The sequence below is a fragment of the Planotetraspora silvatica genome (assembly GCF_016863315.1).
In the GTDB taxonomy this organism is placed as follows: Bacteria; Actinomycetota; Actinomycetes; order Streptosporangiales; family Streptosporangiaceae; genus Planotetraspora; species Planotetraspora silvatica.
The window spans coordinates 1-24,142 of the sequence record NZ_BOOQ01000070.1 but is presented as its reverse complement, the minus strand read 5'-3'; the positions used below and the strand labels follow the sequence as shown (position 1 = coordinate 24,142).

22 protein-coding genes are annotated in these 24,142 nt (G+C 64.9%); 7 read left to right on the top strand and 15 right to left on the bottom strand.

Annotated features, from left to right (window positions below; all coding sequences use genetic code 11):
- The 8 genes from Psi02_RS38820 to Psi02_RS38785 all read right to left on the bottom strand — a co-directional run.
- On the bottom strand, positions 1-772 hold a 772-nt coding region (locus Psi02_RS38820; protein WP_203980921.1), incomplete at its 3' end, for a hypothetical protein.
- A 1-nt stretch (position 773) separates the two neighbouring features.
- Positions 774-1,400 carry a hypothetical protein gene (locus Psi02_RS38815; RefSeq protein ID WP_203980920.1) on the bottom strand — a complete coding sequence of 209 codons (627 nt, stop codon included), beginning with the start codon at positions 1,398-1,400 and terminating at the stop codon, positions 774-776.
- An 814-nt stretch (positions 1,401-2,214) separates the two neighbouring features.
- Positions 2,215-3,054, bottom strand: coding sequence for a carbohydrate ABC transporter permease (locus Psi02_RS38810; protein ID WP_203980919.1), 840 nt, complete (start codon positions 3,052-3,054; stop codon positions 2,215-2,217).
- Positions 3,055-3,116: 62 nt separating this feature from the next.
- Positions 3,117-4,025, bottom strand: coding sequence for a carbohydrate ABC transporter permease (locus Psi02_RS38805; RefSeq protein ID WP_203980918.1), 909 nt, complete (start codon positions 4,023-4,025; stop codon positions 3,117-3,119).
- 26 nt (positions 4,026-4,051) lie between these two features.
- Positions 4,052-5,410, bottom strand: a complete 1,359-nt coding sequence (locus Psi02_RS38800; RefSeq protein WP_203980917.1) for an ABC transporter substrate-binding protein — start codon at positions 5,408-5,410, stop codon at positions 4,052-4,054.
- A gap of 59 nt (positions 5,411-5,469) precedes the next feature.
- A complete protein-coding gene (locus tag Psi02_RS38795; protein WP_203980916.1) occupies positions 5,470-6,567 on the bottom strand; it encodes an enolase C-terminal domain-like protein in 1,098 nt (365 codons plus the stop codon).
- A gap of 43 nt (positions 6,568-6,610) precedes the next feature.
- Positions 6,611-9,883: a discoidin domain-containing protein gene (locus Psi02_RS38790; RefSeq protein WP_203980915.1), complete on the bottom strand. Its 3,273-nt coding sequence runs from the start codon at positions 9,881-9,883 to the stop codon at positions 6,611-6,613.
- Between the two features lie 127 nt (positions 9,884-10,010).
- Positions 10,011-10,781, bottom strand: a complete 771-nt coding sequence (locus Psi02_RS38785; protein ID WP_203980914.1) for a FadR/GntR family transcriptional regulator — start codon at positions 10,779-10,781, stop codon at positions 10,011-10,013.
- A 178-nt stretch (positions 10,782-10,959) separates the two neighbouring features.
- On the opposite strand from Psi02_RS38785, the gene Psi02_RS38780 reads away from it, so the two are divergent.
- Positions 10,960-11,154, top strand: coding sequence for a TenA family protein (locus Psi02_RS38780; RefSeq protein ID WP_203980913.1), 195 nt, complete (start codon positions 10,960-10,962; stop codon positions 11,152-11,154).
- 188 nt (positions 11,155-11,342) lie between these two features.
- Positions 11,343-11,927, top strand: a complete 585-nt coding sequence (locus Psi02_RS38775; protein WP_203980912.1) for a hypothetical protein — start codon at positions 11,343-11,345, stop codon at positions 11,925-11,927.
- A 167-nt stretch (positions 11,928-12,094) separates the two neighbouring features.
- Here the strand turns inward: Psi02_RS38775 and Psi02_RS38770 are convergent, their stop codons facing one another.
- Both Psi02_RS38770 and Psi02_RS38765 read right to left on the bottom strand, forming a co-directional pair.
- On the bottom strand, positions 12,095-12,649 hold the full coding sequence (locus Psi02_RS38770) for an NUDIX hydrolase (RefSeq protein ID WP_203980911.1): 555 nt from the start codon (positions 12,647-12,649) through the stop codon (positions 12,095-12,097).
- A gap of 22 nt (positions 12,650-12,671) precedes the next feature.
- Positions 12,672-13,487, bottom strand: coding sequence for a hypothetical protein (locus tag Psi02_RS38765; protein WP_203980910.1), 816 nt, complete (start codon positions 13,485-13,487; stop codon positions 12,672-12,674).
- Positions 13,488-13,863: 376 nt separating this feature from the next.
- Between Psi02_RS38765 and Psi02_RS38760 the strand changes: the two genes are divergently transcribed.
- Positions 13,864-14,673 (top strand): pyruvate kinase, encoded by an 810-nt coding sequence (locus Psi02_RS38760; protein WP_203980909.1) that lies wholly within the window; start codon positions 13,864-13,866, stop codon positions 14,671-14,673.
- Here the strand turns inward: Psi02_RS38760 and Psi02_RS38755 are convergent.
- Entirely contained in the window at positions 14,620-15,732 is a 1,113-nt protein-coding gene (locus Psi02_RS38755) for an ATP-binding protein (protein ID WP_203980908.1), read from the bottom strand. The genes Psi02_RS38760 and Psi02_RS38755 overlap by 54 nt on opposite strands.
- Positions 15,733-16,087: 355 nt before the next feature.
- Positions 16,088-16,738: a TetR/AcrR family transcriptional regulator gene (locus tag Psi02_RS38750; RefSeq protein WP_203980907.1), complete on the bottom strand. Its 651-nt coding sequence runs from the start codon at positions 16,736-16,738 to the stop codon at positions 16,088-16,090.
- Positions 16,739-16,835: 97 nt separating this feature from the next.
- Between Psi02_RS38750 and Psi02_RS38745 the strand changes: the two genes are divergently transcribed.
- Positions 16,836-17,810 carry a quinone oxidoreductase family protein gene (locus Psi02_RS38745; protein WP_203980906.1) on the top strand — a complete coding sequence of 325 codons (975 nt, stop codon included), beginning with the start codon at positions 16,836-16,838 and terminating at the stop codon, positions 17,808-17,810.
- 327 nt (positions 17,811-18,137) lie between these two features.
- On the opposite strand, the gene Psi02_RS38740 is transcribed toward Psi02_RS38745, so the two are convergent.
- Positions 18,138-18,680 carry a GNAT family N-acetyltransferase gene (locus tag Psi02_RS38740; protein WP_203980905.1) on the bottom strand — a complete coding sequence of 181 codons (543 nt, stop codon included), beginning with the start codon at positions 18,678-18,680 and terminating at the stop codon, positions 18,138-18,140.
- Between the two features lie 260 nt (positions 18,681-18,940).
- Here Psi02_RS38740 and Psi02_RS38735 point away from each other — a divergent pair, with 260 nt between their 5' ends.
- Positions 18,941-19,090, top strand: a complete 150-nt coding sequence (locus Psi02_RS38735; RefSeq protein WP_203980904.1) for a hypothetical protein — start codon at positions 18,941-18,943, stop codon at positions 19,088-19,090.
- A 145-nt stretch (positions 19,091-19,235) separates the two neighbouring features.
- Here Psi02_RS38735 and Psi02_RS38730 read toward each other — a convergent pair whose 3' ends face one another.
- Positions 19,236-20,846: a GMC family oxidoreductase gene (locus tag Psi02_RS38730; RefSeq protein ID WP_203980903.1), complete on the bottom strand. Its 1,611-nt coding sequence runs from the start codon at positions 20,844-20,846 to the stop codon at positions 19,236-19,238.
- A gap of 514 nt (positions 20,847-21,360) precedes the next feature.
- Between Psi02_RS38730 and Psi02_RS38725 the strand changes: the two genes are divergently transcribed.
- Positions 21,361-21,597 (top strand): DUF6289 family protein, encoded by a 237-nt coding sequence (locus Psi02_RS38725; RefSeq protein WP_203980902.1) that lies wholly within the window; start codon positions 21,361-21,363, stop codon positions 21,595-21,597.
- Between the two features lie 652 nt (positions 21,598-22,249).
- Complete coding sequence (locus Psi02_RS38720; protein ID WP_203980901.1) at positions 22,250-22,762, top strand: hypothetical protein; 513 nt, start codon at positions 22,250-22,252, stop codon at positions 22,760-22,762.
- Positions 22,763-23,357: 595 nt separating this feature from the next.
- On the opposite strand, the gene Psi02_RS38710 is transcribed toward Psi02_RS38720, so the two are convergent.
- Positions 23,358-24,142, bottom strand: a 785-nt coding sequence (locus Psi02_RS38710; protein WP_203980899.1) for an IS256 family transposase, incomplete at its 5' end; no start/stop codon positions are given.

Below are 24,142 nucleotides of genomic sequence, written 5' to 3'. Positions count from 1 at the left end.
CTAGGCGCGTGGCGGCCAGGGCGGTTATCCCGATGAGGTCAAGATCTACGACCTCCACCGGAGCAGCCCCGTGATGCCACAGGTAGCCATTGGCCCTGCCTAACTCCATGGCCGCGGCGTAGCGGCGATACATCGAGATTAAGTGCTCGGCGATCATGTCCGTGGACTCAAAGGTTGGCTCGCGCAGCAGTTCAATTGCGATGTTCCAAGGCTGACGGATCGGTATACCAAGAGCTCCGAATGGGGTCACCCCTCGCTGATGTGAAGATTCGCTGGCGATCGCCCGTAGGGATTGTCGGATCTCGCCGTCCCCATTGGACGCGGCCGTGCAGGCCAAGAGAAGGTACGCCTGCTGCTGCGGAGGGCGGAGAGCGGCAGGAGTCTGAGCCTCTCGCCCGCTGCTCGCCACCGCCAGTCGTTCGACGGCGCGGTTTAGATCATCAAAGGGACGCGGTCTCGCCATCGTGCGTAGAAAGCTTCCAAAGGCGAGTCCTGCCCAGTCGTACATGTCCGCAGCGCGCAGAAGGAATTTCCGGGCACTTCCATCGGCCAGGATTGCCCACGATGCCGCCTCGCGGAACGCCGAGGCGATTTCCATGACCTGAGTCCAGCGGACGTCATCGACGTCCAGTATCTGCCCGGCGACGCGCGCTCCTTCCCCCTGGTCCGTAAGTTCACGCTGGACGGTATTGGCGTAGGACTCAAGGAAGTTCATCCGGGCCGTGACAAAGGAATCTTCGATACCAAGCAGCCGAAGGTGATGCTCCGCCATGTCAGATCACATCGCGGATGTTACTGAGTTGCGCAGGCGAGGTGAAGCGGGGGTTGATGTGCGCCCACTCTTTCGTGAAGATCTTCCGATGACGGTCAAAAGTCCATTTCTCGCAGTCTCGTATCTGGTTATCCGGAAGTGCGATCTTGACGAGGATCTCTCCTTCGGTCTGGAAGGCCGAGAAGCGCCGGTAGGCATTTAGATCGCGCACCTCCTCGGCGACACCTTCGATCTCCACTGCAGGTCGGGGTGCCAATACGACCCAGCAGGTGTAGAGATAGGCGTGGTCGCGCTGGCCGAAGTCTGTACCAAACCAGAGCGCTACGGAACGCGCGCTGTGGAAGAGGTTTGTCTTAGCCACAGCATCACGTTCAACGGTGCCGGCTGTGAAGGAGATGAACGGTGTGACTTCGCGAAAGGGACGCCCACTGCCCGGATCGATACCATCGAACTGATTGACGTGATGATCAGCATTTGTTGAGGTGAGCTTCTCGCGAATCTGAAGCGGAGTGATCGTGTGGACATCACGCCACCAGTTGCAGTGGAGTCCTTCCCCTGAGTCGATCAGCTGCTTTGCTTCATCGTCACCGCCGAGGGAAATCCCCTTGATACACCACTGGACAATCATTAGCGTCCTCCCGGAGACTCCACTTGATCATCATGGCGGAACAAGGCCCAGCCCTGGGCGGTTTCTAGGCACTTTCTAGACACCCCGATCGCAAGATCCCTTTCGCCCACGATCTGCCAGGTCGGCGTCTTCAGGAGGTTCATGCAGTTCTCTGGTGAGCTTCGGGAGCGAGCCTCGTGCGTGCCTGTTGCCCAGCAGCCCTGGCATCTCAGCACATCGGGGGTCCTCATCGAGCTGAAGACGGGACATGCGCGGGATGATCTTCCCCTTGCTGCTCGCGGTGCCAGGAGTCAGCGCAGCTCAAGCCCTGTGAGCTGTCGGCGTCACTCGCGATCTCCTAACGCAGGTGCCGCGTGGAGAGACGCTGCTTGCGAGTGGGGGCACTCGAGAACGGGCAGCCTTTAGCGCGCTTTCGGACCTATCCCAAGGGTGACCCGGGCGACCATCGACCCGGCACACAATCCGTGCCCTGTATTGCGCGGCGGACGGGATCCTGGCCGCCGACTTCTTCCGTGTGGCGAGGGTCCCGCTCGCCCGGTACTGCTTCGCCGTGGTGTGCCCCCGCGCGATTCTGACCGGATCCTTATGAACGCCACACTCCTGCGCAGGTCCTCACCGACTACGAGGACTATTTCAACGAGCACCGTTCACACCGTGCGCTGAACCAGGCCAGCTCCGGCACTCCCTGTCCCTCTCGACGTCGGCCTCACGGTCAGCCGCCGAGACCGGCTCGGCAGCCCTGCTACACGAATACTCCCAGATCGCCGGAGGTGACACGAAAAGCGGTACTGACAGCCGCCGGCCGACCGGCGGTTCATCCCTTGGTGGCACCCGCAAGCATGCCCGAGACCAGAGCGCGCTGTGAGAACAGGAACAGGACCAGTACCGGAACGATGGCGATGATGATCGCCAGTGCCAGTTCCGGGCTGGTGATGTTCAGGCCGGCACCGGCCACCGGGTTGAACGACGGGGTGGACGACAGCAACTGGTTCAGCCCCACCTGAATAGGGAACTGGTCGCTGTTCGGCAACACCAGGTACGGGAGGAAGAAGTTGTTCCAGTTGCCGACGAAGCTGAAGAACGCGACGAGCGCGGCGACCGGTTTCGCCAGCGGCAGCGCGATCCGGGTGAACAGCTGCCATTCCGAACATCCGTCGATGCGCGCCGCGGCCAGGATCTCCCTCGGCAGGGTCGTCGCGAAGTAGATGTACACCAGATAGACGCCGAAGGGGTAGAACGAGAACGGCAGGATCACCGACCAGATCGTGCCGATCAGCCCGAATTGGTTGAGCTCGAGGAAGATCGGCAACACCAAGGTCGCCGTCGGCATGATCATGACCATTAGTGTGATTACGAGCAGGGTTTTCCGGCCCCGGAACTTCGTCAGCGCCAGCGCGTACCCGGCGGGGACGCTGGTGGCCAGGGTGATAACGAGCGCCCCGATGGAGTAGACCGCGGAATTACGCAGCCACATCAGCAGCGCGTGGTCCTGAAACGCAATCAGGTGCTGCCATGCTGCGCCGAGATTGGCCAGAGACCCGAAAGACAGCGGGTTGTCATGGATGAGCTCGTTCGCCGTCTTGGTCGGGGCGAGCAGCAGCCACACGACCGGCACGACGAAGAACAGCAGCAGTGCCGCGAACAGCGCGATCACGATGAGATTCGGCACCAGGGTCGTCTGACGGCGCCGAGTCGCCGACGCGTTAGAGGCGTTCGTCATGATTCGTCCACCTTGAACAGGTCGGAGCGGGTCACCAGCAGCGCGGCACAGATCAGCCCGAGCGCGAGCAGGAAGATCGAGATCGCGGCGGCGCCGTTGAAGTCGCCGTGCTGGAAGGCGAAGACGTAGGCCAGCTGGTTGGGTGACCATGTCGGGCTGACTCGGCCGAGGCTCGCCGTCTGAAGCATCTGCGGCTCGACGAACAGCTGTGTGCCGCCGGCGAAGGCGAGGATGGCCATGTACGCGATCCACTTGCGGATCATCGGGATCTGGATGTGCCATGCGGTCTTCCATGGGCCGGCGCCGTCCGTCCGGGCCGCTTCCAGCACCTCGTCGGGGATGTTGTTGAGCGCGCCGTACATCACCACGATCCAGCCGCCGGCGCCGGTCCAGAATGCGATCAGCACGAGGATCACCGGGAGATCGCCCGGCGACAGCACCGCCGCGAAGTCGGCGAAACCCAGGGAACGCAGCAGCCATGACACGGGGCTGACCGCCGGGTCGAGCATGAACAGCCACACGAGCACGCTCGCCACGCCGGCGAGCGCGCCCGGCAGGTAATACAGGAAGCGGAAGATCGCCGAGAGTCTCGGTCTCATCCGGCTGCGCAGCACGATGGCGACGACGACTGTCAGCACCACCACCGACAGCAGCCACATCACCAGGTACAGCGAGATGTTGAGGAAGGCGGGCGCGAACCGGTAGTCCTGCGCCACTTTGATGAACTGGTTGAGCCCGGTGAACTGGCCGCGGTCGTTGGTCAGCGCCAGAAAGAACGCGTACACCGTGGGGAAGATCCCGAAGGCCAGCAGCAGGATCGCGTAGCCGGAGACGAACAGGTAGCCGGCCAGACCGGCCCGTCCTCGCGTGGCGGCGCGACGACGGACCGGCGTGACAGAGGACACTGCTTCATGTCCGGTGTTCAATGCGGTCATTTGGTAGCAATCGTGTATCCGACGGACTTCGCCTCGTCGGTGATCGCCGTCTGCCACTGCGGGAGCGTCTCGGTGAGGGTCTTGCCCTGGGTCAACGCCGGCAGTACGACGTTCGACCAGGCCGTGGCGTCGCTGAACTTGGTGTTCGACCAGCCGGTCCAGACCAGATCGGCCGCCTGCTGGAAGACGTCGCTGATGTCGGTCGCGAAGTACTTGCTGTTCGCGGGGTTGGCCAGCCACGCCTTGGCCGCCGGAACGTAGGCGGGGTAGGTCGGCGCGTTCGCCTGGAAGTCATTGGATGTGGTGAGCCAGGTGGCCAGGTCGGTGGACGCCTTCAGGTTCGTGCTGTGCGAGGACACCATCCAGACTCCGCCGCCCACGTTGCCGGTGGCCGCGGTGGTCTCCCCTTCCCAGGTCAGCGGGGCCGCGGCGGCGATCTGTCCGGCCGGGACCTTGAAGGCCGCGTTGAACAGGTACTGCCCGTACCAGGACGGGCCGTTGGCCATCAGCACCTTGCTGCCGCCAGGGTCCTTGGCGAAGCCCTGGCTGAAGAAGCCCTGCGTGGTCACCGCCTTGGCGGCGATCAGTTTGTCGAGCAGGGTCGCCATCCGGGTGCAGTTTCCGTCCGCCAGGTCGACCTTGAGCGTGGCCGGGTCCTCCAACTGGAACGCCGGGCACTGGCTCGACCAGAAGTAGGACTCTTGGGAGTTGGTGTCGCCGACGGCGCCGACCAGGTACCCGGGGTGTTCCTTGGCGACCTGCTCCCCCAGCGCCTCGTACTGCTCCCAGGTGGTGGGCACCTGGTAGCCGAACTTGTCCATCAGCGTCTTGTTGTACCAGAGCACGACCTGCGCGATGTCGTTGCGCAGGCAGTAGGTGTGCCCGTTGAACTGGCACGGTGCCAGCGAACCCTTGGCGAAGCCGTCGAGGGTCTGCTGTGGCACCAGGTTCGCATCCAGTGGGGCGGCGAACGCCGTGGCGGACGGGCTGGTCGGCTGGGAGGCCCATGTGACGTCCGTGGGGCTGCCGAACACGACGTCTGGCCAGCCGTTGCCGGTCCGGTCGAACAGTTGCACTTTGGTCTGCAGGTAGGTCGAACCGTTCGCGCTGCCGTCGTAGGTGACGATGTTCATCTTCACGTCGGGGTGCGACTTCTGGTACTGCTGCACGGCCGGAAGCCGGGTCGAGTCCGCCCATACCGTGATCTGCGAGCCGGCGGTCTGCGCGGCGGGCTTGAAGGCGGCCGACGGGCTCGCCGTGGGGGTCGACTGGGTGGCGCTCGCGCAGCCGCCAAGCATTGCGGCCGCGGACAGCGACAGCAGTGCGAAGGCACTGCGCGACACCAGGCGCCGCATGCCTGGCTTCGCTGGCTCGGGTGACTTCATGGATATGCCTTTCTGCATTTTAGGGGGGTTCAGGCGCCTGGCTCGACGAATTGCCGCAGCTCAGGTCCGTAGTCGAAGTGCGCGGGCAGGGAGATCCCCGGCCCCTGCGGGGCGTGCACCAACCCCGCAGCGTCGACGTGCCGCTCCCGCACCACGGTGCGGGACGTCACGAGTGATTCGTAGTAGGTGGTGTTGGAGATCGCCATGCAGAGGTGGTGGTTCGGGATATCCGAACCGTGCACCTCCGCCCGGATCCGGTACGCGTCGGCCAGGTGGGCCGTGCGCATCGCACCGGTGATGCCGCCCCGCAGCGTCGTGCTCGCGCGCACGCCGAACGTCGCCGCACCGGACTTGATGAAGTCGGCGGAGTTCATGTGCGCTCCGTCGGAGGTCTCCCCGACCAGCAGGGGAACGTCCGTCGCCTCGGCCAGCCGCTGGTACGCGGTGATGCTGAACTCGCGCATCGGCTCCTCGTACCAGAGGTAGTCGGCCTCGCTGAGGGCGCGGCCGAGCCGGATCGCATCTGGCAGGTCGAACCCGGCCGAGCCGTCGTACATGAGCGGCACGTCCGGGCCGACGTGCTCGCGCAGTGCGACGCACAGCGCCGCGTCCCGGGTGGCGTCGCCCCAGGCGTGCAGCTTGATGCCGTGGTATCCGAGTTCGAGGCACTGATCGGCGACGTCGAGGAACTCTTCGGTGGTGGCGAAGGTCGATGTCGACGCGTACGCCGGGATCTCCGTACGGAAGCCGCCGAGCACCTGCCAGGTGGGCTGTCCGCTCACCCGGCCGGCCAGGTCCCACAGGGCGATGTCGATCAGGCCGAGGGTAGGCAGCGGGAGCTCCTGGATCCGGTCCAGTTCCCACACCCGGTGCCACAGCCACTCGCGCTGGAACGGGTCCTGCCCGAGCAGCTCCTCGCGGAACACGCGGTCCACCAGGTCGTCGAGCATGACCGCCGCACCCGGGCGGGCGAACAGCGCGACTCCCTCCGCGCCCTCGTCGGTGCCGATGCGCAGGACCGCGCCCTCGCCCGCGGGGGCGCTGCCGCCCAGTCCGTGCCTCCACTGGAACGGAGGGTCGGCCGCCGGGACGTGGATCCGGTGGACCTCAACATGCGTGATCTTCATTCTGACCTTCTGTTCAGGGGGCGCCGTTCGCCCCGGACCTGCTTCAGAAACCGCCGTAGACCTGGAGTTCGTAGATGCTGCCGCCGTTCCAGTTCGACCCGGTGACGGTCAGCCGGACATACCGCGCCTGCACCGGCGCCGGGGCGAAGGAGGGGTTGGTCCGGTCCGTGGTGGCCGTGGCGGTGTGGTCGTCGAACGTCGACCACGCCGTTCCGTCCTGCGAGTACTCGAGCCGGTATTTGTAGCCGTTGGTCAGCTCGAACGTCGTCACGATGCTCTTCACGGAGGTGACCTGACCGAGGTCGACCTGGATCCATGACGGGTCGGGAAGGCCGAGGCCCTGGGCCCACCGGGTCGACAGATCACCGTCGACGGCCAGCGACGGGATGTTCGGCTCCGAATACGAGGACACGGTCACCGGCTTCTTCAGCGCGAGATCGTTGTCCGCCGGGGTGGTCAGCGTCAGCTGACTCGGCGCGGAGGTGTTGCCGGCCGCGTCCTGTGCGGTGACCGAGAACGTGTACGGCGTCGCGGGGGTCAGCCCGGACACGCGCAGTGTCGTCTGCCCGGTCAGCGCGATCTGCTTGCCGTCCTGGGTGACCGTGTAGCCCGCGATCCCCGTGTCGTCCGTCGCGGCGGGCCAGCTCAGGTCCAGGGTGCTGGGCAGCAGCACGTTCGCCGACGGCTTTCCGGACAGGACGGGGGCCTGCGTGTCGGTTCCCGTAGCCAGTGGAGCGCCGTAGACCTGCAGTTCGTAGATGCTGCCGCCGCTGAAGTTGGACCCGGTGACGGTCAGCCGCACATAGCGGCCGGCGATCGGCTGGGCAAGTGCGGAGTAGTTCGCCGAGGTGTTCGTGCTCGTGGCGGTGTGGTCGTCGAAGGTCACCCAGTGGCTCTGGTCGGTCGAGACCTCCAGCCGATACTTGTACCCACTCGACTTCTCGAAGGTGGTGATGACGCCGCTGACGTTGTACTGCGCACCGAGGTCGACCTGGATCCACGACGGGTCGGGAAGGCCGAGCCCCTGCGCCCACCGGGTCGACAGGTCACCGTCGACGGCCAGCGACGGGATGTTCGGGTCCGAATAGGAGGACACCGTCACCGGCTTGTTCAGCGCCAGGTCGGTACCGGCGGGCATCGTCACGGTGAGCTTCTTGCTCTTGCGTGACTGGTTGCCCGCCGCGTCCCGCGCGGTCACGGTGAAGGTGTACTTCCGTCCTGCGGTCAAGCCGGTGACGCGTGTCTGCGGGCCCTTGGAGGCGCTGACCAGGTCGCCGTCGCGGTAGACGGAGTAGCCGGTGACGCCGACGTTGTCCTGCGAGGCGGGCCAGCTCAGCTGGGCGACGGTCGGGAACGCCGTCACCGCGGAGGGAGTGCCCGGAACCGACGGCGCGGAGTGGTCGGCGGACGGCTGGTCCGGGTCGAGGTGGCGGTACTGCGGTTGCAGACCCGCGTTGTCCACGATCGACGCCGGCAACTGCTGGCAGCCGTCGACCGTCGTGTTGTTGGCGACCGTGGAGTTCAACGTGTTGGCCTGGGTCGTGTACTGCGGCTGCGTGGTGTAGTTGTACTCCGCGTCGATGTTCAGCCCGTGGTTCATCAGCAGCCACTGATAGGCCACGTTGCAGAACGCGTTCTGCGTCGTGTGGAAGTACTGGCTGCCCTCATCGTGGTAGATCGCCCCGTAGGCGGGCGTGGGGATGTCGGAGATGTAGTTGCCCGATACCACGCTGCCCGGGTTGGAGCTCAGCGTGTAGATCGCCCCGCCGTCGGCCTGGTGCTTCATGATGTCGAAGACCCGGTTGTCGGTGATGATGTTGTTCTTCGCCGTGGTGGGGGTGTCCCAGACCGGCACGCCGGAGTTGCCCGGGTAGTTGGTGTCGCCGCCCTTGTCGGTCAGGCCCCAGCCCCAGCCGACCGAGATCCCGCTGTAGGGCAGGTTGTAGACCTTGTTGTGGCTGATCACGCTGTGATCGGTGTAACCGGCGAAGATGCCCAGAGAACCGCCGTACTGGTCGGCCACGTTCGTCACCACGTTGTTGGTGACCCTGTTGTTCTTGGTGATCGACCGCGCGTCGTCCGGGTGCGCGTCGATCACGTCGGTCCCACCGACCTGCACGCCGGTACCGGCGATCTCCTTGAACACGTTGCCGTTGATCACCGTGCCCTGAGAACCGGTGTTGAGGTTCAGCCCGACCGCGCCGAGGTGGGTGAAGGTGTTACCGGCGAAGGAGATGCCATGGCCGTAGGTGACGTTCACCGCTCCCGGCGTCTTGACCCACTTGAGCCGCGTGGAGTCGAAGTCGGGGTTGTCCGTGCCGACGATCCGGAAACCCGCCTGCCCCTCCACCATGCCGTCCGCCGAGCTGGGCGCCAGCCAGGTGGCGTAGGAGAAGGTGATCCCCTCGAAGCCGACATTGCTCACCGGATGATCGATGTCGCCGTTCAGGTCGACCAAGTCCTGCACCCGCGGCACGGTCACCGTCGCGGTGGCGAGGTCCTGGCCGGGCTTGGGCATGTAGTAGAGGTCGCCTGTGGTCTTGTCTAGGTACCACTCACCGGGGGTGTCCAGGAACTCGTAGGCGTTCTCCAGCCAGCTCGGCGTCTGGATCTCCTGCCCCTGGTGCAGGTTCGCGTTGTGCCAGCACTGCTGCTGCATCGTCATCGCGGTCGCGGTGATGCTCTGCACCGGACAGCGGTAGTGCATCCAGCCCCAGCGGCTGTCCACCTCGATCGCCGACTGGTTCTTCAGGCTCTGCAGGCTCTGGTCGATGATCGCGTATCCGGTCGCGGTCTTGGAGAACCCGGGCGGGTTGTCGCCGGTACGGGCGCGTGTTTCCAGCTCCCCGTCGACGTACAGCTGACGCGTGTCGATACCGCCGACGTGGGCCTTGTAGATGTTGCGCGCCGGATCCGACAACACCCACCCGCTCACCCGGCTGCCGCCATCCAGCACCGGGTGGGCCCCGGTCGCGGCCCGGTAGGTAATCCGGTGTCCGTTCTTGCCCGAGTCGGCGCTGGTCAGCGTGAAGGTATCCGTGATCGGGTAATCGCCGTCGGCCAGCACGACATCGATGTCGCCTTTTGCCCGCTTGGAGATGCCCCGGACGTAGTCTCTGGCACGGTCGAGCGTTTTGAACGGAGAGGCCTTGGTCCCGGAGTTGCCGTCCCGGCCGGTCACCGGCGAGACATAGACGCTGACGTCCGCTGAATGCGCGTCCGCGGCCCAGGCGGAGCCGGCGGGCACCAATGCGGTGACGGCGAGGGCGAGCCCGGCCGCCGCAGTGAACGCTCTACGGGCAGCACGAAATGACACAGATAATGCCGACATTGAATCCCAATCAACGCGTGCGGGAACTGGAGGGGTGATCACGCGGCAGTCCTCCGGCCGAGGACTGAAGTGAGCCGAACGGATCGGCTGGAACGGAACCCGGGCGACCGGGTTATGTGCGGGTGACCAGCCGGTCGCGGATCCGGCGTTCGAACTGGTCACGTGTGGTTTCGACGTGCTCGATCATCAGCTTCGCGGCGGTCTCGGGGTCGCCGGCCGCGATTGCCTCGGCGATGCCGATGTGCTGCGCGCCGGCCACTTCGAGCGATCCAGGCACGTCGCCGTGGAACAGGAGCACGTCAGACTGCAGCGCGAACTTGCGAATGTTCGCGACGGCGGCTTGGAGGAACACGTTCTGCGCCGCGGTGCTGACCGCGTTGTGGAAGAGCTCGTCGGCATCGGCGAAACCCTTGGCGTCGGCCTGGTTAGCGGCCGACATGGACTGCTCGGCATGCTCCCGGAGCGAACGCACCTGGATCGGTGTGGCGAGGGTCGCCGCACGCGCGGCGGTCTCCCCCTCTATCAACCGGCGGTAGTCCAGAAGCATCACCACGTGCTGCAGGTCGGTGGGCTGGAAGTGCGCCAGTTCCTCGTCGGCGGGGCTGGCGGGCGCATCTGAGGAGGCGACGAAGATGCCGGCGCCCTTGCGGACACTGAGCCTGCCGATCGCGGCGAGCACCTTGACCGCTTCTCTTGTCACGTTGCGGGTGGCGCCGAGGATCTCGGCGAGCCCCTTCTCCGTGGGGAGCCGGTCGCCGGGCCGCAGGTGGTGCTCGGCTATGTAGGCCAGCAACTGCTCCGCGACCAGCTCATAGCCGGGACGGTAGCGGTCGGAGTCGCCGGCATGTTCGCCGTCGCCGAGTCTCTCCATACCTGCCGCCATCGGGCCACTCCTCGGAAGATAGATCTGCTCTATTGCAGGAGAGTATGCCCCCAGGGGTCCGGAAACAGAAGAAGAGTTTGCTAAGAATCTTGGTCATTCTCCTGTGATAGCAGACATTCATGCATATATCAGACAAAAGGGACACGCATTGACCAGATCTATCGCCCTAGTCCAGAAGATGCGCGCCAGCAGTTTGATCACCGTGGTGACCAGGTTCACCGCGGATCGCACCTACGGCGACGAGGCGTTGCAGAGCGTGGCCCGCCGGATGGTCGCCCTGGCCGACCGCGCCGGGGGTCAAGCCACCCACGGTCAACGCTTCCGCGCCCGGGAGCACTTCACCACCACCTCCCGCTACGAATGGATGCTCTGAACGCCGCCTGGCGACAGGAATCGCGGCCGATCTGCTGGCTGTACTGCCCGCGCACTCCTGCATCGCCGGGGTAAAACTCGCCGCGCGAGGTCGCCGACCGCCCGGTAGCGTGATCGAAGCGAAGACCCGCCGGCTCATGCGGGGGCGATTCAGCCCCCGCGGGTCGACATGCGAAAGGGCGGAAGAAGATGCGGTACGCGAGGACGCTCGTCGAGGCGCATCTCTACATCAGCCTCACTCTTTCCGCGGACGGGAGCCACGGGGACGCGGCGCGCAACCACCAGGCACTGACGGCACTGATTGAAGGACCCAACGCCTGGACGCTCCGCTTCGAAGAGCCGGGTGGCGGGGCTCCGCCAATCGAGATCTGCGTACGGTACGAGACCGAGGCCGAGGCGAGACGCGACGCGCTGACATTCGGCCGGGGAGTGTCCGAGGTCATCGACGCGGGCCAGTGGCTGCAGATCAGCGCGGTGTACGCGCGCCGCGCTCTGCGGGAGGGCCTGTTCTTCGCCACGGATCCCACCGACGGCGAAAAGTATCAGGGCATCGTGTCGGGCTGGAAGCTCGCGCGCGACACTACGGCCGAGGCCGCCAAATTCCTCGATGATGACGATGAGATGCCGGACTCGGCGTTCTGGACGGCGATGGGGATGAGCACGCGCCGCGAGTCACCGGAACGCTTCACCCGGGAACGGCTGGACAGCGACTACGTCTTCTGCCAGACCAGCCTTGACGACTTCCTGAGGCTGCACGCCAAGCGCTGGGGCTGATCAGTTGCCGGCGAAGTAGGTGTACGGGCCCACCGGCACACCGTCCGGTCAGCCGTTGGTGGTCTTGTACGCCGCGCGGGCGGCGTGGACTGCTTCGAGGTTTTCGTCGGTCCAGCGCACGACGGTGTTGACGATGCCGAACAGCTCCTACCGCGTTGCGCGACCGCTTATCGGTTCAGGGAACGAAGCAGCCGAAGTAGCCCGAACGCGATGATGTCCTCCCGAATCGAGCCGTCCCAGACAAGGTTCTCGACCTGATCGAGAGGGAAGATCGCAGGTTCGATGTATTCGGCGGGATCGCTGTACTGCGAGGCCTTGGTCGACACTCTCGGGCCCCGAGCAACGACGTGATAGACGGTGTGCAACGCCTTCAGCATCGGTGTCGACTCGTGAAATACCTCGAAAGAGTCAGCCACGATCCCCAATTCCTCGAGTAGCTCGCGCTCGGCCGCGACAACGGGCTCCTCTCCTTCCTCGATTCCGCCTGCCACAGTCCGTAGAACCAGCTCACTGCCCATCCCGAGACGTTTCTCCCTGATGAGCCACACATTCTCATCGTCAACCGGATAGACCCTGACCACGTCGTCACAGGCCGCAAATTCGGCGAACACCGACTGTCCACTTGCGTCCTGCGTCGGCTCCAGCACCACATCAAAGACTTTTCCGCGATAAGCGACCTCGAGGGAATCGCGTTTCACACCTGGCATCCGGTCAACTCTCATGACAACCATCCATTGAATCACGTCAATAGTTTGTGGCCCGTTGCCACATCTTTTCGAACTGATTAGTGAAGTATACATACCATACCGGAGAAGTGGCCGGCTTAAGCTCTAGGTGGGGTCGAGCGTTCGAAGAGCCTTCATACGTATAAAACTCCACGAAAGTGCGCGCTTCGGGAAGACCTTCGTCCACAACGGCCAGGCTCATGGCCGGAACATGATCAAGCACCCGAATTTGCATTTGAGTTGCGTAACGATTGCGAAGGGAAGCGAACCTATCAAGGCTCTGACGAACGTCACGATCATACTCGGACGGATCGGCGTCGTTCAGAAAATTCAGCGCCGCGACCGCGCTGGCCTTGGATCCCGGCTCGATCAACAAGACCCTGCAGCTACCGCCAGCCTCCAGGATGTGCTCGACGCTCCCCAGGTTCTCCAGGGAGAACGCGCGCAGCGACATACCGCTTAGCGACAGCCGCCGACCGCCTCGCAAGGTCATGGGCCATCCCGGCATGACCTCACGGCGTTTCAGCACACCGTCGACCTCCGGAAAGACCATCGCCTGCAGGGCTTGGACGGATTTTTCGACCTCTGCCGTACTTCTTCCATTCGCCATACTCTGCCGCCGCAAATTGAACAGCGCTATTCCTGCCGCCAGCATGAACCCAGAGACCGCCCCGCTGACCAACTCCAAAACGTGTCGAATGTCCTGCAGGGGGTCCTTTGATTCCCATAGACCCGCCGACACCGCGACTAATATCACAATGGGCAGAATTAGACCGGTGACGGTGAGGAGCGCAGCGACCGCCTCGAGCCAATCGCGCCAGCGGATCCTTCTCATGGCGTTCTCCAGTATGTGCTATACGACCGTGGCTTTACCATAGGCGGTATATGCCCACGTGGTGCAGTGATCGGGAAACGAGATGGAACGCTCCTAGGAATGCCGATACTCATGTTTCGGATGGCCGTAATCATCAACCTGGGATTTTCGGCCGAACCCAACAGCGCCCGCGGAGATGACTGCTGTGAGTGTCAGCATGAAAACCGACGTACTTGTGACCCTGTCAAATCGGCATACGACATGGCCGGCCCCTGCCGACCTGTCAGAGGCGGGATGCACAGGCGTTCGGATCATCGCAAAGGGAAGAGTCCTCCCACTCCTTGAGGGCGGAGCACTGACTCCCTGGATCCACGCCGCACGAGACAGGGGCATCAAGGTGCTGCTCGATCTTCCGGGCGACAAGCCTCTAGTCAGGCGACTCACCGGCGCCCGCCGCCTCACCACCGGTGACGAGGTGGTCCTCACCGACAGCATCGAGGAAGGACACGGAAGAAGTCCGGGGTCGAAGATCATTCACGTTGATCACGGTCGACGATTGGTCGACAATGTGACCGTCGGGGATGAGATCGACATCGCCGACGGCGCCTACGTGTTCTCCGTCATCGCTGTGGGCGAAACGCAAGTGGCAATGCGATGCGTGGCGGCATCACCTGTAACGCTCTCGGCCAGAAGCGTCGCCCGGCGGAACGCGGCACTGCGCGTCTCCTGTCCGACCGCGTCCGAACTCGAGCTGGCCACTCGCCTTGGTCCGGAGTTAGCCAACGCCTACGTCGTGTCCTTCTGCGAGCAGGCGTCCCAGATCGCGAGCATCCGTGACAGCGTGATCGGCGCTGCCGTCTTCGCCAAGATTGAGTCGGCGCGCGGCTGTGCTGAAGCGGCACGCATAGCCGAAGTCGCGGATGGCGTACTCATCGGCAGACACGACCTCAGTACCGAACTCGAACCATCCGCGGTCTGGGAGGTCGTACGGAACACGGCGGAGATCTGCCGACGTGCACAGCGCCCCGTCATTGTCGGGTCGCGCATCCTGGAGAGCATGTGCGACCAGTCCAAGCCGTCCGCCACTGATGTCGCCGACATACGGCAACTTCTGAGTCTGAGGGTGGATGGGCTGTTGCTCGCCGGTTCGATCTCAGTGCTCCATCCCCTGCGAGCCGTCCGCGTCCTGCGAGATCTGTGCGGGTGACCTGCGTAGGCCATCCGAATCAGGCCCTGACCTCGAAAAGAGAAGCGTGCGAAGAGCGGCGTGACCGTTTATGACACGACTTCCGGCGAACACGAAGGCCGACGTCCGCTCGGCCAGGCGCAAGAGATTCGCTAGACGCCGGTCTATCTGGGTCGCAGTGAAGACTTCGCTGCTCCCGTCGAGAAGTTGTTCGTTCGCTTGGTAATACCCCGAATATTCGCCGGCACAAATCCACTGGGCGTCCTCTGCTGTCAGCCGCCGGATGTGGGGGGCAGCCGAACCTTCCGCTCGCAGGACCACCAGTGTGTCGATTACGGCCGCTCCGCCCCCGTTGGAGCCGGTAGCAAACAGGCGATTGGCGTCATAAAGAGCCCGGGTGCCGTCGGCCGGGTCGGGATACGACGGTTCAGGTGCCGGCCCGGCTCCGGAGTACATAGACACGGTCTCGTGCTTGAGCAGTATGCGTCGCTCCGGAAGGGAATACGCTCTGCCGGTATCGGCACAGGCCACGAACCAATCCTCGGCAAGGACGGCTACCTCGTACTCTGGATCCGCGAGGAACTGCGCGATGATGTGGGACTTCCCGGCGCCGGACGCGCCGAGGAGTGCCACGGTCCCGGTCTGGCTCCGGACATCAACCGGGTTCTTGTACGTGAGCCGAAGTAGCGCTCCATGCATGCCCTCGAACCGTCCCGGCAACGAGATCGCTGTCGCCGACCTCAGGGCCAGATCAGCTTCTATCATGGTCATGCATTTGAAGGCGATGACCTCTTGGGCGCGGGTGTTGAGAGCACGCCGCACCCCTTCTTCGATGGCCAGTTCATAATTCGTCGGAGAACCGCTTAACAGCACGACCGAGACCGTGGCAGCGATGGGCCGAACCGCGACGGGAGCGTGTGAGACCATCCGGGCGCCCATACAGTCAGCCAGCGTAGGATCCTCGATCCAGATCTTCACTTCGAGGTTCTTTTCACCTAAGGGCAGCATCGCCGTCACCACATACGGCGCCAGTTCCGCACGACGATCGGCATCTAGGGCAACTCGGACAGCGGGTTTCATCCTGAATGCCCCCTGGGATGCACGGATCCGCCGACCATAACATTCGATCCCGTTCGGCCCTGCTGGCTCAAGCGCTGGTCTTTCGTGGCTGGCGCTCGGTTCGGGCCTCGTTTCGCCACACGCCCAGCATGACTCCTCGGAGGCCCGAGTGACGCGGCGAAGGCCTCACGTCGCGCGGACACGTTGTTAGAACTGGCCGATTCGCTAAGGACTCGACTCGTTCGGGATCGCCAGCAAACTCACCGTTGCGGGACACGCACGGGAGGGGACAGCTGAGTGGCGCGTCCCCGCAGGTCAGGCAATATGAGCCAGATGTGTGACCAGCGCTCTCCTAAGAGGTCCTAACAAAATTGCCTCAGGAGGGGGCAGGGGCCGCGAGCATCCCGGCGGCCATGACGCGCAGCGACGTGGCCAGCCGCGGCGCCTCTCCGCGCTCCAGAAGCCGCAGGACCGGTTCGCTTTGAAGGCTGCCCAGCAGGATGTGCGCCAGCAGCTCTCCGTCCAGGTCGGGGCGCCGCGCGGCGATCAGTGCGCTGGTGTGGCCGTGCCAGAACCGGTAGACGGGATGGTCGTCCCGCGAGTCCGGAACGTGGTCACCGCCTTCGCCCCGGTGCTCGCCGTGCTCCTTCCACTCCGGCCTGGGCGCCGCCGTGGCGGCGTGGCCGAGCGCCGCGAGGAGCCCCTTGTTGCGGCCGACGACGTCGACGATCGCGTCCAGAAAGGCCGTCAGCCGCTCCTCGGGCGGGGCGCCGGGCCCCAGTGGCGGAGGTCCGCTCGCCACGGCCTCCTCCAGGGCGTAGGCCCGCTCCTGCATCAGCGCGACCATCAGCCCCATCCGGCTGCCGAAACGATGGAACACCGTGCCCTTACCGACCCCGGCCGCGACGGCGACCTGTTCCATGGAGATCTGCTCGGGCCGGTGCCGGGCGAGAAGGTCCTCGGTCGCCCGCAGGATGGCGCGACGGTTGCGTGCCGCATCAGCGCGTTCGCGACGCTCCTCGATCATCAGCTCCTCTTTCCCGTGGACAACTGGACCGTCGGTCAAGTACGCTCCCATCGAACTTGACCGCAGGTCCACTTTATCCTCAATGAGGGAGGACGGCATGCGCCGAATCCGTTATCACGCCTATGGCGGTCCCGAGGTGCTCACCATGGAAGAGACAGAGATCCCCCGCCCGGGCCCCGGCCAGGTGCGCATCCGCGTCGAGGCGATCGGCGCCAACTTCGTCGACGTGAAGTTCCGCCAGGGGCCCGAGACCGGCGGGATCTACCGGCGCGACCTGCCCGCCGTGCTCACCGGCGACGTGGTCGGCACGGTCGACGCGGTGGGGCCCCGCGTCGACCCCGGCCTCACCGGCCGGCGGGTCGCCGCACTGGCCGAGGACGCCTTCGCCGACCACGTCCTCGCCGACGCCGAATGGCTCGCGCCCGTGCCAGAGGGAATAGACGACGCCACCGCGAGCATGCTGCCGATGGGCGCCCCCGTGGCGCTGGGCACGTTGCGCGCCGCCCGGCTGGCGCCCGGCGAGACCGTGCTCATTCACGCCGCCGCGGGAGGCATCGGACACCTGGCCGTACAACTCGCCAAGATCGCCGGTGCCGGCACCGTGATCGCCACAGTAGGCTCCCCCGCCAAGCTGGACTTCACCCGCACGCTCGGCGCCGACGCGGCCGTCGACTACTCCGCGGAGGACTGGCCCGAACGAGTGCGCGAAGCCGCGCCAGGAGGAGTCGACGTCGTCCTGGACTCCGTGGGCGGCCGTATCCTGGCGCGCAGCCTCGACCTCCTGGCACCGTTCGGCCGGGCCGTCGTCTACGGAGCAGCCGGCGGCGGGGCAACCGACATCCCGCTGACCAGCCTTTTCGCAATGAGATCGGTAGCGGGGTTCTCACTGCTCGCCTGGCGCGCCGCCGCACCGAAGCAAGCACGCGAGGACATGGACCAGGTCACACAGCACGCGGTCGAGGGGAGACTACGCGCCAGGCTGCACGCCCGGCTGCCGCTCGACAAGGCGGCCGAAGCGCATCGGATCATGGAAAGCCGCTCCCAACTCGGCCGCGTCCTCCTCGTGCCCTGAATCCACCAAGAACTCCCGACTCAATCATCGACGCGCACCAAGCCCGGAGCCGTGCGGGGTGCGACTGCGGGCCGTTCGCTTACGGCCGGGGGTGACGCTGCCGCTCCACCTTCTGCAGCAGCCGCTCGATCCGCTCCCACAACTCGTCCGGCACGATCCACGGCGGCTGTTCGCCATTACGCGCAGATCGACGTTCGGCATCTCTGCCCGGGTACGGGTAGAGATCATTTTGTTAGGACCTCTTAGAGGTCCTAACGCAATGAGCTGTCCTGGCCCTCGGCCGTTCATGTCCGCTTCGCGGCCCGCCCTCGACCGTCGGACGGCAGCCTAGCTCTGCGAGTCCGGCTTCCAGTCCTGGACGAGGAGCCCAAGCAGCACCTCGTCGAGGAACTCGCCCATCACCCAGGCCGAGGAGCGCAGCACACCCTCGCGGACGAAGCCGTTGCGCTCGGCGGAGCGCAGCATCGCGGCGTTATCCGACAGCGTCTCGATCTGCAGTCGCTGCAGGCCGCGGACGACGAAACCGTAGTGGCACAGCACCGCGACCACGTCGGTGCCGTACCCCTTGCCGCGGGCGGACGGCAGCAGCCCCAGCCCGATGTGTGCGGACCGGTTGTGATTGTCGATTCTCCACAGCGTCGCGGTGCCGACCAGCGTGCCGCCGTCCAGCTCCACCACGGAGAACGGGACGTGCCCTTGCTCCTTGTCGTCCACCACGAACTGCGAGTCCTTCGAGCCGGGCGTGATCGGCCGCCAGGGCTGGCCATAGGACCGCGAGTGGGTGACCACGTCGTCGTGGAGCTCGGCCTGCAGGATCGGAATGTCGTCCTCGTGCCGGGCCCTGAGCCCGACCTTGCTGCCCTTTAGCATGCAAGCTTCCTATCCGACCGGGTTGTCCGGCGGCAAACCGATAAGAACTCCTATCTGCTGGCGACGCCTCCAAACGCTCATTGCGTTAGGACCTCTAAGCCCGATGTCGCGAGGAACACCACCCCGGTCGCCCCTTCAGCAGTGGGGCGCCTCGGTGCCGGCGCCGCACCAGCGCACGTTGGGCGTCGACGCGCTGAAGCCACTCCCTGCGCACCTCTCTCCCTCCGATCGCCCTCTTGGCGCTATCAGGAGAGCCCACCTTGTCCCAGGTCCTCGACTTCCCCACCCAGCTGCTCCAGGTCGCCGGTGCCAGCTTCGGCCTGTACACCGTCACCACCCTGGCCCGACTTGCTCGTCGGCGCCGCGCCACCGCGGACGAGCGACAACGTCACCGTCGCCTGCCCGGGTGACAACGTTGACCTCAGTCGGCCGACCGGTCATGACGTCGCGTGCCATCGAGGTGCAACTCGGCGTCGAAGGCGGTCCAGACCGACGAGCCCGTTCGACAAGCGCACGGATCACCGTAAGGTCCTGGGACACAACGGCCCACGAAACTCAGGGCTGGAGCATGAGGGATGCGCAGTGTTCGGCGATCATCATCGCGGGGGCGTTGGTGTTGCCTCCGGTGATGGACGGCATGATCGAGGCGTCGGCGACGCGCAGGCCCTCGATGCCGCGCACCCGAAGTTTCGGATCGACCACCGCCCGCTCGTCGGCGCCCATCCGGCACGTGCCGACCGGGTGGTACACCGTCGTGGCGCGGTTCGGCACCTCGGCGGCCAGAGCGGACCGGTCCGCGTAGGCGGGGCCGGGGGCGAGCTCGCCGGTCACATCGGCAGAGATGATCTTATTGGCCATCACGTCGCGGACGAGATCCATCCCGTCCAGGAGCAGCCTGCGGTCGTCCGACTCGGCGAGGTAGGCGGGGTCGATGACCGGCGCGGCCGTGGGGTCGGCGGAGGAGAGCCGGAGAGTGCCCCGGCTCTTGGGGTAGATCAGGGTGGCCATGAGGGTGAGGGACGGGCGCGGGTCGACCTTGTGCCGGATGGGCGCGTCCTGGTTGGGGCCGGGGTATCCCCAGGGAAGCGCGTGGATCTGGATGTCGGGGACATCGCCGGAGGCCATGGAGCTGCGGACGAAACCGACGGCCTCGAAGACGCTTCGGCTCACCCAGGTGGTGCCGCCGCGCAGCGTCTCCCTGATCAGCCCTGCGGCGAAGTACCGCGCGGTGCCGCTGTTGCGGGCCGACTTCATGAGATACGTCATCGGGACGAACATGTGGTCGTGCAGATTGTCCCCGACCGGCAGGTCGGCGACAACCTCGATGCCGTGCTCGCGCAGGTGCGCGGCGGGACCGACGCCTGAGAGCATGAGGAGCTGCGCCGAGCCGAACGTGCCGGCCGCGAGTATCACCTCCCGGGTCGCCTGGATCGTCCGGTGCCCCTCCTTGGTGATCACGTCCACCCCGGTGGCCCGGCCGTTCCTGAGCACGACGCGAGTCACCAGGCAGCCTGTCTCGATCTTGAGGTTCGGCAGGCCGTGGCCGTCCAGGTACCCGACCGACGAGCTGTAACGCAGCCCGCGGTGGGCGCTTTGCTGGAAGAGCGAGGCGCCTTCCTGGTACTCGCCGTTGTAGTCGTCGTTCTTCATGACGCCCGCGGTGTCGGCGAGTGCCTCGATGAAGGCTTGCGAGGCCGGGGTGATGTCCTTGGCGCGGGTCACCTGGATCGGACCGCCGGAACCGCGCAGGTCGGTGCCGCCGTCCTCCCAGTTCTCCATCCGCTTGAAGCTCGGCAGGACGTCGGCGTAACTCCAGCCCTGGCAGCCCTCGGCCGCCCAGTCGTCGTAGTTCCGGCGATGGCCGCGCACGAACACCATCCCGTTGATCGACCCCGAGCCGCCGAGCACCCGCCCACGGGTCTGCGGGATCCTGCGGTCCAGCGCGGCGGCCTGCGGGCTGCTGTAGTAGCCCCAGTCCAGCCGCTTCTTCAGCTCGGGGATGTTGTGGAACACGGCGATCAGCCCGGGTTTGCGCACCAACCTCGACCGGTCGGATCCGCCTGCTTCCAGCAGAATGACGCGGGCCCCGATGTCGGCGAGCCGTCTGGCCAGCACACATCCGGCACTCCCGGCCCCAACGATGACATAGTCGGCGGACTCATCCATGTGGCCCTCGCAAGCGACGATGAACGACCACGACACCGCAGTCTGAGCGAATGTATTCCACAAGCCAAACGCTTGGTCAAGATGCTGATCGTTATTGGAACGGCGGGGCCCCAGAAAGACCATATCTGCCACGACCAGTTCGCCCGCACCGCTCAAGGATTAGCCAATAACCCCGTGTTACGGGCCACCGGAACCAAGCAAGTTGGGTCATGGAGCCCTCCGAGTAGTAGTAGCGACGACTCCGTACCCCTGATATGACCGATAGATCGACGGATCTTGAAGCGTCATCCACTGCGCGTAAGTCTGCACCTCAACCAGGATTCGACCAACGCTTCCCCCCTGTTCGTTGCATATTTCGGCGAGCAGGACGCATGCACTTGCGCTCTACAGATCACATGAATATGAGTGCGTATTGCGTTTCATGTGATCGTGACGGATCATTCCGATCATGAGTTGGGCCGCCGCCCGACGGGTGGCGGAACCCACGCCGTTCCGTGCTCAGGAAGGACTTTGCATGATCCGTCGCGCCCTCGCCGCCACGGCCCTGGCCGCAACAGCCCTCGTCGCCCTCCCTGCCGGTCCCGCCCAAGCCAGGGCCTGCCCCCTCGGCTACGCCTGCAAGAGCACGTACTACTCCGACAACTCCTACACCCAAGTGGTCGGTGTCTTCGGCGGGGCGTGCGACGGCAGCGCGTACAGCTGGGGCGTGAAAACCGTCCACCAAGATTACGTTGAAACCCCCTGCGAGTGATCGAACACCTGTAGGGACGCTTCCGCTGACCCTCCGGTTCCAGCCCATTTTCCCGTGATCAGGAAGGGCGGCTCATAATCCGTCGCGTGCTCGTCGCCACGGCCCTGGCCGCAACAGCCCTCGTCACCCTCACCGCCGGTCCCGCTCAGGCGCGGGTCTGCAGCCAGTGGTTCACCTTCAACGCGAGCCGCTGAGGCTGAGCGAAGGCGTTCGTCCGGCGGGGTCGCGCACCGGCGGCCCCGACGGTTTTGGTCGAGCCCTTTACGCCGCGCCCGTCGACTTGGGGTGGGTTGATCGGTCTCAAGCAGCAGCGCGATGGAGTGTTCACGCGTCGCCGCTTCGACCAATGCTAGAGACGCCTGGTCACGGGGAGCCGCGATCCATGCCTCGGGACATGTACGGGATGATCAAGCAACAAGCATGAGCAATTTCTTGCGTTTAAGCAGGTCAGCTTGGGTGAGCAGCGAGTGCTCCAGGGTTGAATCCTGCCAGGTGGACTCTCTTGACTACGGGATTATTGCTCTTCCACACCTACCACCCGGCCAGGAGCCAGGGAGTGTGTCATCTAGCTAGAAGCAGAGGCATCGCCATAAGGCCTCTCGATGCTAAGAATGTGCCGCTCTTGACGGCGCCATGCGGAAGAGAAGGTCATATGCCTGATGAGGCAATCTTCGGTCTCGTGGGAGTCCTACTCGGCTCCCTCACCACATCTATCTTAACGATCTACAAAGAACGGCTCACGACCAGGCATGAGGCCGCTCTACGTGATCTCCAGTACGAGCGTGAGCGCAAGTCTGCCCGGGATGCGTTTCAGCGGGACAGCATTCAGACGCTTCAGTCAGCGGTCTCCGAGCTGATCAAATCTGTTTACGCTGAGCTGGACAGAGTTCTCGCCATCACGCGGGAGTCGGGGAAATGGCCTGTCCGGCAGTGGGAGACGCCAACAGCGGTGGGTTGGTCAGCGGCTGTCCTGCTGTTGGAATCCTCGCGAGCGCGGGTGTTCGACGACGAATTGCGTTCGTTGGCGGCAGAGCTGCGAACAGTCGCCGGCGATTGCATTTGGGCCAAGAACCTGGAGGAAGCCAAAGAGCGCAGCAAACGACTCGAACCTCTACAGATTCAGTTCAACGAGGCTGCAGCGGAACTCCTGCCCTCTCTGTACTGATCCCTTGATTTGCAGCGAAGGGATCCAGTGCGAAGTCGTACCTTCCTCGCTCATCAGCAGCACGGCAACCCGATTGAGCCAATGACCGCCCATACCGTCCACTGTTCGCCCAACAGCTTGCCGCTACGAGTTTGAGTGTGAGCCTTGGGCCTTGCTCGACAGCAACAGCACTAGGGTTGCTGCCCGGAGACTGCGCTCAGATCATGCTTGTGAGGTAGAGCGTCGGTCCCAGACAAAGATAGAGCCGGTGGTGTCCCGACCACGGTCACATCATCGCCTTCGTACCTATAATCGGCCTCGACGAAGCGGGACGGCAGCTGCCCTGAGCGGCGGTCGGAGCACTACTGTCATCCGGTAGCCAAAGCCCGGTTCGCGAAAAGGACCCTCGTGTAATCAGTGCCTACGAGTCCGTTCGACGAGCGCTGATTAGCATTCCGGCGTGGCGAGTGTGCAGCAACCTATCCACGTAAGACTTCTGCCACCGGCGCCGCCCTGCCGGCGTCGGGATTCCTTCGGCATTGAGCGCCGAACTGATCGCGGTCACGTCCAGCGGGGTGGTGTATGAGTCGACCTCCGCGTGATCCGTTTCTGCAGGTTAAGCGGTGAGTGTCTCCGGGAGTTGTTGCTGGGTCGGTGTGTCGCCGGGGATCACGCGTAGGCGGGCTTTGGCCAGGACGTCCAGGCCCATGTAGCGGCGGGCTTCGGTCCATTCGTCGGTCTGCTCGGCGAGCACGGCGCCGACGAGGCGGATGATTGCTTCGCGGTCGGGGAAGATGCCGACGACGTCGGTGCGGCGGCGGATCTCCTTGTTCAGCCGTTCCTGGGGGTTGTTGGACCAGATCTGTTTCCAGATATCTCTCGGGAACTGCGCGAACGCGAGCAGGTCCTCGCGTGCCTGATCGAGATGGTCGGCAGCGGCCGGGTATTTCGCCTGGAGGGCGTCGATGACCCAGGCATGCTGAGCTCGTACTTGTTCGGTGGTCGGCTGGTCGAAGATGGTCCGCACCAGCGTGGCCACCCACGGCTGGGCCGACTTCGGAACCGTGGTCAGCAAATTGCGCAGGTAGTGGGTCCGGCACCGCTGCCAGGACGCGCCCGGCAGGGTGGCGCCGATCGCTTCGACCAGACCGGCGTGGGCGTCGGAGATGACCAGCTGCACCCCGGACAGGCCGCGGGCGACCAGGCCGCGCAGGAACGCCAGCCAGCCGGCTCCGTCCTCGCGGGAGGTGATGTCCAGGCCGAGGATCTCCCGGTTGCCGTTGGCGTTGACCGCGGTGGCGACCAGAGCGTGCACGTTGACGATCCGGCCGCCCTCGCGGACTTTCTGCGTCAGGGCGTCCAGCCACACGAACGAGTACGGGCCGCCGTCCAACGCGCGGG